The following is a 12,257-nucleotide window of genomic DNA, read 5'->3' as shown; positions in this document are numbered from 1 at the left end:
GTCGGAACGGAAGGATTTGCCCGTGAAGAAAAAAGGAGGAAAAACGGGGTTTTGGCACGGGTAAAACAGTCCTGTCAACAATATCGCTTCATTCTCAGCAAGTTACGGTGACAGTAACAGGATCTGTACAAACTTTCTTGAAATACAATAAAAAATAGGCTGCCTTTAAAGGCGAGGTATTTTTTATTTTTTCACGGAAATGTTTACCAAAGACCTTGTCCTGTCAACAATATCCATTGATAATCAGGCGATTTTGTTGACAGGACTGTTTTTAAGGCCCTCAAATCTTCCAAAAATGATAAAAATTCGACGGGTTTATGTTGCTATAAAATTCCAATTATGCAGGTGCCCCGTCTTTCTTTGCGGACATTCAGCGGAAATGTCAGAAGAGGAACCTTAGTAGATCATTCAGGTTCGCCCAAAGAAGCAGGGCGAAGAGCAGGAACATGCCCGCCATCTGTGCCCGCTCCATGAACTTGTCGCTGGGTTTGCGGCGTGCCACAATCTCGTAGATAAGGAACAGTACGTGCCCGCCGTCCAAAGCCGGGATAGGCAGGATGTTCATGAAGGCCAGGATGATGGAGAGGAAAGCCGTCATGTACCAGAACTGGTGCCAGTCCCATGCGGCGGGAAAGATGCTGCCGATGGTGCCGAAGCCGCCCAGCTGTTTGGCGCCCTCCTTGGAGAAGAGGTATTTCATCTGTCCCACGTAGCCCTTCAGCGTGTTCACGCCCAGCATGACGCCGGCAGGGAAGGACGAGAAGAAAGTGTATTCTTTCTTTACTACGGGTAGCAGGCGGGCGGTGCGCATGTCGGCTGTGATGCCTATCTCGTAGAGGGAGTCGGTGGTCAGGCTCAGGGTGTCGGTGAGACCGTTGCGCACGTAGGTCAGGCGGATGTCGTGCGATGCCTGTCCGTCGGCCTTGCGTTTCAGCATCTCTTCCTTGAAGTCGAAGTAGGCGATGTTGCGTCCGTCCAACTGCGTGATGCTGTCGCCCGGTTGCAGTCCGGCCCGTGCGGCAGGACGTCCGGGCACGATGCTGTCGATGACAAACGGATAGCGGAAGTCGGCAAAGCGGGTACTGTCCGCCAGCAGGCGGTCCATCAGGTCGTCGGGGATGTAGACCGAAACTTCCCGGCCTTCGCGTAGCACCGTCACCTGGCGGGCATCGACAATGGCCGTCAGCAGGTCGCTGCCCATGCGCTCAAAGGGTACGCCGTCGGCCGAAATCAGGACATCGCCGTCGCGGAACCCCGCCCGATACATGGTCTCGTTGAAGTCCATGCCGAGCGGCGCTTTTTGTACCGGGACGTATGAATCGCCCCAGGCAAAGAGAATCATGGAGTAGATAAACAGGGCCAGCAGAAAATTGAACAATACGCCGCCCACCATGATGAGCAGCCGTTGCCAGGCCGGCTTGGCACGAAACTCCCACGGCAGCACAGGTTGTTTCATCTGTTCGGTATCCATCGACTCGTCTATCATGCCGGCTATCTTGACATATCCGCCCAGCGGCAGCCAGCCGATGCCATATTCCGTTTCACTGTGCTTGGGCTTGAACTTGAACAGGCTGAACCAGGGATCGAAGAAGAGGCAGAACTTTTCGACCCGCGTCTTGAAGAGGCGGGCAAAGAGGAAGTGACCCATTTCGTGAATGACCACGAGCAGCGAGAGGCTCATGACAAGCTGTAGGGCACGAATTAAAAATGTTTCCATTGTTTATTCAACTATCAATTATCGGTTATTAATATTCATTTCAATGATCCGTTCAGCAGGCTTTCCGCAACGCGGCGTGCTTCGGCATCCGTTGCCACATAATCTTCGTAGGTCGGTTGTGGAATGAAGGTCACGCGCTCCATGACCTTTTCGATTGCATCGCTCATGCCGAGGAACGAAATACGGTCGTGCAGGAAGGCTGCCACGCAGACTTCGTTGGCTGCATTGACGATGCAAGGCATGTTCCCTCCGCGATTCAGGGCTTCGTAGGCCAAGGCCAAGTTACGAAAGCGGGTGGTATCCGGCTGTTCGAAGGTCAGCTCCGTGCATTTTGTGAAATCCAATCGCGGGAACGAAGCATGCAGACGGTCGGGATAGGAGAAGGCATACTGGATGGGCAGGCGCATGTCCGGCATACCTAACTGTGCTTTCACCGCGCCGTCTTCGAACTGCACCATGCTGTGGATGACCGACTGAGGATGGACTATCACTTCTATCTGGTGCGGCTGTACGCCAAACAACCATTTGGCCTCTATGACTTCGAATCCTTTGTTCATCATCGAAGCAGAGTCAATCGTGATTTTGGCACCCATGTCCCAGTTGGGGTGGCGCAGGGCCTGTTCTTTGGTTACCGTCTTCAGTTGTTCGTGGCTGAAGGTACGGAAGGGGCCCCCGGAAGCCGTAAGGATTACTTTTTCGACAGCGTTGTCCACTTCCCCCGCCAGACACTGGAAGATGGCAGAATGTTCTGAATCGACAGGCAGGATGGGGGTACGGTTTTCGTGTGCCAGTTTGTTGATGAGTTCGCCTGCCACCACCATCGTTTCTTTATTGGCCAAGGCAATGGCCTTGCGTGCCCGGATGGCATTTATCGTGGGGCGCAGTCCTGCATATCCTACCATTGCTGTCAGCACGATGTCTATCGGCTTTTCCTGTACAATCCGGCAAAGTGCTTCTTCGCCGGCATGTACTTTGACAGGCAGGTCGGCCAGCGCTTCCTTTAATTGCCGGTATTTTGCTTCATTGGCGATTACCACTGCTTCGGGCCTGAACTTGCGTGCCTGAGCGATGAGTTCTTCCACCCGGTTGTTGGCTGTCAGTATGGATGCTGCGTACTTGTCGGGATGCTCCTCGATCACTTGCAGGGCCTGTGTCCCGATGGAACCGGTAGAACCCAGTATGGCTATCCGTTTTATCATGATATATCGTTTGTTTAGAATACAATATAAATTTCAGGATTGATGGCATGGCCGCGATGCCACAATTCGAAATGCAGATGCGGGCCGGTGCTCAGCTGTCCGGTATTGCCGACCAAGGCAATGGCTTCTCCTCCTTTTACCGTGTCGCCCTCTTTTTTGAGCAGCGACCCACAGTGTTTGTAGGTGGATATGAAATCCTGTCTGTGCTGTACCTGTATCACATATCCCGTTTCAGCGGTATAGGTACTCAGAATAACGGTGCCGTCCAGGGTGGCCAATATGCTTTCGCCCGGACTGGCGGCAATATCCGTGCCGTAATGCTTTTGTTCGGCATTAAAGGAGGAGGATATGATTCCCCTTGTGGGACAATGGAAATTCAGTCCGTCTGCCGACATGGCAGTTAGGGTCGTCAGATTGTATTTTTCTTTCTCTTCGTATTGCTTGCGAAACTCTTCTTCCCGTTTGGTTCGCTCCATGAGTGTATCCTGGCGCAGGGTTGTCAATGAGTCGATGGACTGTATGGTATCGGCTTTGATCTTACCCCGAAAAATGTCCTGTATGTTCATGATGTACAGGTTCTGCCGTTCCACCAACTGTTGGAGCGAGTCCACCCGCAAGGCATTGTCTACTACTTGTGCGCGAATTTCACTGTTCATATAGCCCGGCAGATAATTGCGCAACGGGGTGAAGGCAACAATCAGGGAGGCCATCAGGAACAGAACGGTCAATACGGATAGGAGTACGGAGATGCCGTTCAGCTTGGACACATGCAGGCCCACCACCTCTTCCAATGTGTTCTCATTGACAATGGTCAGCTTGTACCTGAACTTGATGTTGTTCCAGAAAGCTTTGCTTTTTTTTCTTTTCTTCGGGGTCGGCATGTATTCTTTATGGGTATTGGTTATTCCTCTTCTGCTTTATCAAAGTCTGTCAGGCCGTCGGGAAGGTCGACGGTAATAACTTTATGCTTGCGGTCGATGTCGGTAATGAACTCTTCTTGGGCCGGTATCAGTAGTTCCTCGCCGTTGTGATCGACGACAAACAGTGTGTTGATGGTAGAAGTATCTACGTCTGTTACTTCCCCCAGGGTTCCGCAGCGGATTTCTTCCATACGAAAACCGATGAAACAGTTCCACGTCAATTCACCGTTGTCAGCGCTTTCCGCATGTTTTACGGGAAACCAGACTTCGACATTGGTAAACATGCGGGCGCGTTCTGCCGTGTCCACTCCCTCAAGTTTCATCAGGGCGGTGGTATCGGAGCGGAAGCGGTATTCTTCGATATAGAACGGTACGAAAATACCGTCCAGCAGACAAATGATGTATTCGGCCTCCACCCGGTCAAAAATGTCGTCGGTAAAGGTGAACTGTAGTTCGCCATGAATGCCATGCGGCTTGTTGAATAGACCTATCTTATATACTTCTTCTCGTTTAATCATGGGGGTCAGATTCTCGTGATTCTTGCTCCGATGGCGTTCAGCCGCCCTTCAATGTCTTGATAACCGCGGTCTATCTGTTCGATGTTGTGGATGCGGCTGATGCCGTCGGCACTCATGGCTGCAATGAGCAGGGCGATACCTGCACGGATGTCGGGCGAAGTCATGTTGCCGCCGTGCAGACGAAGGCCATGGTTGTGGCCGATGACTACAGCACGGTGCGGGTCGCAGAGGATGATCTGTGCACCCATGTCTATCAGCTTATCCACGAAAAACAGACGGCTCTCGAACATCTTCTGGTGGATAAGCACACTTCCCTTAGCCTGAATGGCTACGACGAGCATCACACTTAGCAGGTCAGGGGTCAGGCCCGGCCAGGGGGCATCGGCGATGGTCATAATGGAACCGTCAATGAACGATTCAATCTCATACGTTTCCTGTGCGGGAACATAGATGTCATCGCCCTGTTGCTCCAAGCGGATACCTAAACGGCGAAAGCACTGGGGGATAATGCCCAGATTTTCGTAGGACACGTTTCTGATGGTCAGTTCGCTGGCTGTCATTGCGGCCATGCCGATGAAACTGCCCACTTCGATCATATCGGGCAGGATGGTGTGCTCTGTGCCGTGCAGTTCCTTTACCCCTTCAATCGTAAGCAGGTTCGAGGCGATGCCTGTTATTTTAGCCCCCATGCGGTTCAGCATGCGGCAGAGTTGTTGTACATAAGGTTCGCAAGCCGCGTTGTAAATGGTTGTTTTCCCTTCGGCCCGCACGGCGGCCATGACGATATTGGCCGTACCCGTTACGGATGCTTCGTCCAGCAGCATGTAGGTGCCTTTCAGCCGATTGGCTGTTATTTCGAACGTTCCGGCCGTTTCGTTGTAACTGAACCCCGCTCCCAGTCTCTGAATACCGATGAAGTGGGTGTCGAGTCTTCGGCGTCCTATCTTGTCACCTCCCGGCTTGGAGATGACAGCCTTGCCGAAGCGTGCCAACAGGGGGCCTACCAACATCACCGAACCGCGCAGGCTGGAGCATTTCTTCAGAAATTCATCGCTTTCCAAATAAGCCGTATCTATGCGTGCCGCCTGGAAAGTATAGGTGGCAATTCCTGTTTTAGACACTTCTACTCCCATGTCGCGCATCAGCTGAATCAGGTTGTTTACATCTAAAATGTTGGGCACATTGTGTACGGTCACCTTCTCGGCTGTAAGCAGGGTGGCACAGATGATTTGCAGTACTTCATTCTTGGCTCCTTGCGGATGGATGTCACCTGCCAGCCTGTGTCCTCCTTCGATGATGAATGATGCCATGATAGTCGGTTTGTTGGAATTTGTTTGTGAAGTCCGCTATTGGAGCAGAATTCAATATTTCTTTTTCTTATTGTTTCGGTTATTATTGTTCTGGTTATTGACTTTGGTCGGACGATAGTATAAATCGACCCGTTCGGCCATCAGCTTCAGTATTTCATCGGTCATTTGTAATTTACCGCCCGACAGTTCATACAAGTCGTCTGCTATTTTGCGGTCGTCTACCGTATCTTTGTTCCATGTTATGTAATCCTTTTTCATGTGATTGCAGATAAGGGCTACCAAGTTCTGCTTTTCATCGCCTTCAGGAAACTCGCATGCCTTTCGGATCAGCATTTCCAATGTACGGCCGTAGTGGCGGTATCGGATTTTTGTGCAGGGATAAGACACGGAGTCAGGTTTGGCATCGAGGTCGTTTTTGGGGATTATTTCAAACGGATAGTCGATGTCCAGCTTGAAGTCGGACATAATAGCCAGATGATCCCATAACTTGTGCTTAAAGTCGGGTACGTCGCGCAGGTGGGGAAACATCCCTCCCATGATGTTGATGATGGTGTTGGCACAACGTTGGCGTTCGGCACGGTCTTCGATGGTCAGTGCATGGTTTACCATGTTCTGGATGCTGCGGCCATATTCAGGCAGAGGCATCCGTTTCTGTTGAGTGTTATATTGCATATATTCAATAAATTATCGGTTTATAATGAATGGCCCGTTATCCGTTCAGTAAATTTTTCGGTTTGCCGGCTACGAATTCCTTCAGGTAGAAAGGCTCGAAGTAGGCGACATCTTCGAATTTCTCTTCAGCGATGGCTTTCTCAGCCAAGGGAAACATCATACCGGCCAGCGGGCGGATGCCGTCAATGAAATGAGCGTTCGGGTGTGTAATTTTGCTCTTGCACTTGGCTGCTCCGTCACCGAAGAAATAGACAGGATGCCGGTCGAGAAACTCGCGATATGAATGCTCGTCCACAATGTCGGCGGCAATGTCGCGCACGGGTTTCAATGCACGGTCGTAGACGGCGGCATAGACTTCCATACGGCGGGCATCTATCATGGGGCACAGCAGGGCATCGTCGGGAAGCTCATCGTGATAGAGCAATACCGGGACGCACTGCACTTTCAGCGTAGGAAGGCCGATGAGTTTCAGGTTGCGTCCGTAGCAGATGCCTTTTGCCATGGATACTCCGATACGCAGGCCTGTGTAAGACCCCGGCCCACAACTGACGGCTACTGCATCCAACGGCATGGCATGGCTATCGGCGAAAGACAAGGCTTCGTCTACGAAAACGCCCAATGATACGGCATGGGAAGGGCCGTCCAAGTCTTCCTTTTTGAACACTGCCTGCCCGTCTTCGCTCACGGCTACCGAACAGGCGGACGTGGATGTTTCAATATGCAGGATACATGACATAGTTACGATTCGTCTTTTTAATCGGCTGACAAATTTACGGGATTATTTTCAGTAATTAAAAATAATCGTGTAATTTTGCATAAAACTTAAGAAGCATTATGATACAGTCGATGACGGGATATGGCAAGGCTATTGTCGAATTACCCGATAAAAAGATAAATGTTGAGATAAAATCGCTTAACAGCAAGGCGCTGGATTTGTCGACACGAATTGCGCCCGCTTACAGAGAGAAGGAAATAGAAATCCGTAACGAAATAGCCCGCGTACTGGAGCGGGGCAAAGTGGATTTCAGTCTTTGGGTGGAAAAGAAGGATGCCGACCAACTGGCTACGCCCATCAATCAGGAACTGGTGGCAGCCTACTATCACCGTATCAAGGAAATCTCTTCTGCTACAGGTATTCCTGAGCCTGAAGACTGGTTCGGTACGCTGCTTCGACTGCCGGACGTGATGACCAAGACCGAGACTCAGGAACTGGACGAAGAAGAGTGGCAGGTGGCCCATGCGGCCGTCGAAGAGGCGCTGAATCATCTGGTGGACTTCCGTAAACAGGAAGGGGCTGCGCTTGAGAAAAAGTTTCGGGAGAAAACAGCCAATATTGCCCGTCTGCTCGAAACGGTGGAACCTTATGAGAAGGAACGGGTCGGAAAAATCAAGGAGCGCATTGTAGATGCACTCGAGAAGACAATCAGTGTGGATTACGACAAGAACCGCCTGGAGCAGGAACTTATCTACTACATTGAGAAACTGGATATCAACGAAGAGAAGCAGCGTCTCTGCAATCACTTGAAATATTTTATCAGTACGCTGGAAACAGGTAGCGGACAGGGTAAGAAATTGGGCTTCATCGCACAGGAGATGGGCCGTGAAATCAATACCTTGGGCAGCAAGTCCAACCATGTCGAGTTGCAGAAGATCGTAGTTCAGATGAAGGATGAACTGGAGCAGATCAAGGAACAGGTATTGAACGTGATGTAACTGATTTTTCAAGAACGATGGGTAAGCTGATTATCTTTTCCGCCCCTTCAGGTTCGGGTAAATCGACCATTATCAACTATTTGCTGACACAGAACCTGAACCTGGCTTTTTCCATTTCGGCCACCAGCCGTCCGCCGCGCGGTACGGAACGTGACGGTGTAGAGTATTTCTTCCTTTCGCCCGAAGAGTTCCGCCGTCGTATTGCCGAGGGTGAGTTCCTGGAATACGAAGAAGTCTATCACGACCGCTTCTACGGCACGTTGAAGTCGCAGGTCGAGAAGCAGCTGGCCGCCGGACAAAATGTAGTGTTCGATGTCGATGTCGTAGGCGGATGCAACATCAAGAAGGTTTATGGCAATCGGGCCTTGTCTGTCTTTATCCGGCCGCCTTCGGTCGAAGAGTTGCGCAAACGTCTGGTAGGACGTGGCACCGATACGCCCGAAGTTATAGAAGACCGTGTGGCAAAGGCTGCCTACGAGATGTCTTTTGCCCCGAAGTTCGACAAAATCATTGTGAACGACGACTTGGAGACAGCCAAGGCCGAAGCGTTGGAAGCAATCACCCGATTTCTGAAGGTATGACGAAAGATAATAGCGGAAAAGATCTCTCGTGCAAGATGAACAAGGGATTACTGAACGTCGATGTTATCTTGTCGGTATCTGCGGCAGGGCTGCTGAATGCGAATATACAGCACGAGGGAAAGAAAATCTGATGCGTTATGGATATAGGTATCTTCAGCGGTTCGTTCAACCCCATTCACGTCGGCCATCTGGCCCTGGCCAATTACCTTTGCGAATTTGGCGGATTGGATGAACTGTGGTTTCTGGTAACTCCCCGCAATCCTTTCAAGGTGGGGCAGGACTTGCTGCCCGATGCCTTGCGGTTGGAGTTGGTGCAATTAGCCGTAGAGGGCTATCCCAAATTCCGTGCTTCCGATTTTGAATTCCATTTGCCCCGTCCTTCCTATACCATCCACACATTCGATTGCCTGAAGGAAGCCTATCCGCAGCATACATTTCACTTGATTATCGGATCGGACAACTGGCACTCCTTCTCCCATTGGTACCGGTCTGAGCGCCTGCTGGCCGAGAATCCTATTTCGATATATCCCCGTTCAGGCTATCCTGTCGACGTCTCTTCTTTGCCTCCTCGCGTGCGTCTGGTTGATGCGCCGGTGATCGAAATCAGTTCCACCTTTATCCGAGAGTCTGTCAAGGCGGGAAAGGATGTGCGCTATTTCCTCCATCCGCGCGTGTACGAACGGCTGATGCGGAAGTAACCCTTTCAGCTATTATTCCCTTTGTTCTTTTAAAGGTTCATTCCAGACATTCATCTAAGTCGTGCGCCAGCTGTTCCTTGTCGAGATGTTGGCCGATGAAGACAATCTTCTGCATGCGGTCGCCGTACTTCTCGTCCCAGTCGCGCAGCAGGCCCGGCTCCTGCTTCATCAGTTCGATGAGGTCTTCTTCGGGTGCGGTGGCATACCACTGGCCGGCCTCGGTGAGCTGCTTCTGCACGCCTGCCTGCTCGAAAAGGTAGGACATGTCGCGGTTGTGGCTGAAGTTAACATACGCCTTTGGTGCGGATAATGTTCTTGGGCCAGCGAGTGGCGATGAAGTGATCCAGCTTGTGGATGTTGAAGGCGGGGCGGCGGTAATAAACAAACGTGCCGATGCCGTATTCTTCTGCCTCGCCACTTTCGTGGTCGTGGTGGTGATGATGATTGTGATGTCCTTCCTCTTCGTGTTCATGCTCTTCGTGGTGATGTTCTTCTTCATGGTCGTGGTGAGGGTTGCCGCAGGCATGCGCCTCGCGTTCTTCTTCCTCTGTGGCGGCACGTTCTATCTCACGAATCCAGCCGGCCGAGGTGGCGGCACGTTCGAAGTTGAACAGATGCGTGTCGAGCAGTTTTTCCAACGGCACGTCGGCGTAGTTGCATTCGATGATTTCAGCCGAAGGTTGCAGGGTGCGGATGATTTTCTTGATGCGTCCCAGCTCTTCCGGCTTCACTTCGGCTGCTTTGTTCAGCAGGATGATGTTGCAGAATTCGATTTGCTGGATGATGAGGTTTTCGATGTCTTCCTCGTCCAATCCCTTGCGTGTCAGGCTGTCGCCGCAGGCAAATTCGCTTTGCAGGCGCAGGGCGTCGACTACGCTGACCAAGCAGTCCAGGCGGCAGATGCCATGGCGGGTATAGGCGTCGCCCAGGCGGGGGATGGAGCAGAGTGTCTGTGCGATGGGTTCGGGCTCGCAGATGCCGCTGGCCTCGATGACGATGTAGTCGAAACGTTCGGTACGCATCAACTCGTGGACTTGCTCGATGAGATCGGTCTTCAGCGTGCAGCAGATGCAACCGTTTTGCAAGGCGACGAGGCTGTCGTCTTTCTGAGCCACAATGCCGCCTTTCTGGATGAGGTCGGCGTCGATGTTTACTTCGCCGATGTCGTTCACGATGACAGCGAAGCGGATACCCCGCTTGTTGGCTAAGATGCGGTTCACTAAGGTGGTTTTGCCACTGCCTAAATATCCTGTAAGCAGCAGTATGGGAATTTCTTTTTGTTTCATATCGTTTCTTGTTTAGCCGCAGCAAAGATAAGTCTTCTGGATTAGATTATGCTTCCAGGCCCTGCCTTTTTCTCGCAGCTTCTTTTATTTTTAGATAAAACTTACTTAAAAGCGTGAGCTTTTGATTGGGTATGCGCTTACCTTTCACTATTTTTGCAGAAACATTCGCTGCGGATGGGGATTGTTTCCCTTCGGCTGGGGGATGTCATGTCGTAACCCTTAAAAAGAAAGAGATTTATGTTTTCTGGAATTGTAGAAGAATGTGCCACGCTGGTGAATGTGGTAAAAGAACAGGAGAATGTGCATTTCACTTTCCGTTGCTCCTTCGCGGGCGAACTGAAGATTGACCAGAGTGTGGCTCACAACGGTGTATGTCTGACCGTCGTGGCGCTGACTGACGATACTTATACTGTCACCGCCATGAAGGAGACGCTCGACCGCTCCAACCTGGGCTTGCTGAAGGTGGGCGACGAGGTGAACGTGGAGCGCAGCATGATGATGAACGGACGCTTGGACGGGCACATTGTGCAGGGGCATGTGGATCAGACGGCTACTTGTACCGACGTGAAGGACGCCGCGGGCAGTTATTATTATACCTTCCGCTATGCGTTCGACAAGGAGATGACCCGACGAGGCTATATCACGGTGGACAAGGGGTCGGTTACAGTCAACGGTGTCAGCCTGACGGTGTGCAATCCTACGGACGATACTTTCCAGGTGGCCATCATTCCCTATACCTTCGAACATACCAACTTCCATGCCATCCGGGTGGGTTCGGTAGTGAACTTGGAGTTCGACATCATCGGCAAGTACATCAGCCGCATGATTTCGTATCAGTCATAAATTATAGATGGAGAGATAGCGATGGATTTTTTGCAATTGGCGGCCAGCCGCCAGAGTGACCGCGCCTACGAGCATCGCCCTGTGGAGCGCGAAAAGTTGGAGCGTATTCTTCAGGCAGCCTGTCTGGCCCCTTCGGCCTGCAACGCCCAGCCGTGGAAGTTTGTAGTAGTGGACGACCCTGAACTCGCGCGACGGGTGGGGAAAGCTGCCGCAGGGTTGGGCATGAACCGGTTTGCCAAGGAGGCACCTGTGCATATCCTGATCGTCGAGGAGTCGATGAACGTCACTTCCTTCCTCGGCTCGAAGATCAAGGACAAGTATTTTCCCCTGATAGACATCGGTATCGCTACCGCACACATCACGCTCGCCGCCGAAAGTGAAGGGTTGGGTTCGTGCATCATGGGGTGGTTCGACGAGAAGGAGATAAAGCAGCTGGTGGGTATTCCTGCGGGCAAACGTCTGTTGCTCGATGTGGCCGTAGGCTATGCGGCCAAGCCCAAGCGAAAGAAGTCGCGCAAGGATCAGGACAAGGTGGTGTCGTACAACCACTATTAAGAGCCATGCCGTGCAACGTCCCACTTGCACCGTCTCTGACGAAGCACTGCGTCAGCCTTTCATGCAGTGCTTCGTGAGGGGCTCATGCAGTGCTTTCTGAGGAGGTAAGGAAGCACTGTATTATACTTTCATGAAGCACTGTGTGAAGATGTCTGTTGGCGAATGGGTAATGGACGATTCAATGTATCACTACGCCATAAACGAAACTCTAATGATGTCGCGATTTAAAAGACATATCCCATCGT

Annotated in this window: 13 protein-coding genes and 1 pseudogene; 6 read left to right on the top strand and 8 right to left on the bottom strand. The window is 51.6% G+C overall.

The window, feature by feature from the left end; all coding sequences use genetic code 11:
- Nucleotides 1-382: 382 nt before the first annotated feature.
- The 7 genes from rseP to tsaB are packed head-to-tail and all read right to left on the bottom strand — an operon-like array spanning nt 383 to nt 7,072.
- On the bottom strand, nt 383-1,717 hold the full coding sequence (rseP, locus tag Q0Z70_RS11305) for an RIP metalloprotease RseP (protein ID WP_298074597.1): 1,335 nt from the start codon (nt 1,715-1,717) through the stop codon (nt 383-385).
- A 35-nt stretch (nt 1,718-1,752) separates the two neighbouring features.
- Nucleotides 1,753-2,916, bottom strand: coding sequence for a 1-deoxy-D-xylulose-5-phosphate reductoisomerase (locus Q0Z70_RS11300; RefSeq protein ID WP_298074594.1), 1,164 nt, complete (start codon nt 2,914-2,916; stop codon nt 1,753-1,755).
- A 14-nt stretch (nt 2,917-2,930) separates the two neighbouring features.
- Nucleotides 2,931-3,797, bottom strand: coding sequence for a M23 family metallopeptidase (locus Q0Z70_RS11295; protein WP_298074592.1), 867 nt, complete (start codon nt 3,795-3,797; stop codon nt 2,931-2,933).
- Between the two features lie 20 nt (nt 3,798-3,817).
- Nucleotides 3,818-4,354: a ribosome maturation factor RimM gene (gene rimM, locus Q0Z70_RS11290; protein ID WP_298074590.1), complete on the bottom strand. Its 537-nt coding sequence runs from the start codon at nt 4,352-4,354 to the stop codon at nt 3,818-3,820.
- 5 nt (nt 4,355-4,359) lie between these two features.
- On the bottom strand, nt 4,360-5,664 hold the full coding sequence (gene murA, locus Q0Z70_RS11285) for a UDP-N-acetylglucosamine 1-carboxyvinyltransferase (protein ID WP_298074588.1): 1,305 nt from the start codon (nt 5,662-5,664) through the stop codon (nt 4,360-4,362).
- A gap of 51 nt (nt 5,665-5,715) precedes the next feature.
- Nucleotides 5,716-6,336, bottom strand: a complete 621-nt coding sequence (locus Q0Z70_RS11280) for a DUF4290 domain-containing protein (RefSeq protein ID WP_298074586.1) — start codon at nt 6,334-6,336, stop codon at nt 5,716-5,718.
- Between the two features lie 37 nt (nt 6,337-6,373).
- A complete protein-coding gene (gene tsaB / locus Q0Z70_RS11275; RefSeq protein WP_298074583.1) occupies nt 6,374-7,072 on the bottom strand; it encodes a tRNA (adenosine(37)-N6)-threonylcarbamoyltransferase complex dimerization subunit type 1 TsaB in 699 nt (232 codons plus the stop codon).
- Between the two features lie 98 nt (nt 7,073-7,170).
- Here tsaB and Q0Z70_RS11270 point away from each other — a divergent pair, with 98 nt between their 5' ends.
- From Q0Z70_RS11270 to nadD, 4 genes are read left to right on the top strand one after another with little or no spacing between them, the layout of a single operon-like run.
- Nucleotides 7,171-8,049 (top strand): YicC/YloC family endoribonuclease, encoded by an 879-nt coding sequence (locus Q0Z70_RS11270; RefSeq protein WP_298074581.1) that lies wholly within the window; start codon nt 7,171-7,173, stop codon nt 8,047-8,049.
- Between the two features lie 17 nt (nt 8,050-8,066).
- Nucleotides 8,067-8,630, top strand: coding sequence for a guanylate kinase (gmk, locus tag Q0Z70_RS11265; RefSeq protein WP_298074580.1), 564 nt, complete (start codon nt 8,067-8,069; stop codon nt 8,628-8,630).
- A complete protein-coding gene (locus Q0Z70_RS11260) occupies nt 8,627-8,761 on the top strand; it encodes a hypothetical protein (protein WP_298074578.1) in 135 nt (44 codons plus the stop codon). The genes gmk and Q0Z70_RS11260 overlap by 4 nt, the downstream gene beginning before the upstream one ends.
- A 6-nt stretch (nt 8,762-8,767) precedes the next feature.
- Nucleotides 8,768-9,328 (top strand): nicotinate (nicotinamide) nucleotide adenylyltransferase, encoded by a 561-nt coding sequence (gene nadD / locus Q0Z70_RS11255; protein ID WP_298074576.1) that lies wholly within the window; start codon nt 8,768-8,770, stop codon nt 9,326-9,328.
- Nucleotides 9,329-9,365: 37 nt separating this feature from the next.
- On the opposite strand, the pseudogene Q0Z70_RS11250 reads toward nadD, so the two are convergent.
- A pseudogene (locus Q0Z70_RS11250) lies at nt 9,366-10,614 on the bottom strand (GTP-binding protein).
- Nucleotides 10,615-10,851: 237 nt separating this feature from the next.
- On the opposite strand from Q0Z70_RS11250, the gene Q0Z70_RS11245 reads away from it, so the two are divergent.
- Both Q0Z70_RS11245 and Q0Z70_RS11240 read left to right on the top strand, forming a co-directional pair.
- Entirely contained in the window at nt 10,852-11,457 is a 606-nt protein-coding gene (locus Q0Z70_RS11245) for a riboflavin synthase (protein WP_298074574.1), read from the top strand.
- 21 nt (nt 11,458-11,478) lie between these two features.
- A complete protein-coding gene (locus Q0Z70_RS11240; protein WP_298074572.1) occupies nt 11,479-12,012 on the top strand; it encodes a nitroreductase family protein in 534 nt (177 codons plus the stop codon).
- Nucleotides 12,013-12,257 lie beyond the last annotated feature (245 nt).

It is taken from the genome of uncultured Bacteroides sp., assembly GCF_947632445.1.
Classification (GTDB): domain Bacteria; phylum Bacteroidota; class Bacteroidia; order Bacteroidales; family Bacteroidaceae; genus Bacteroides.
The sequence above is the reverse complement of the archived record's forward strand: the minus strand, read 5'-3'. Positions and strand labels throughout refer to the sequence as shown.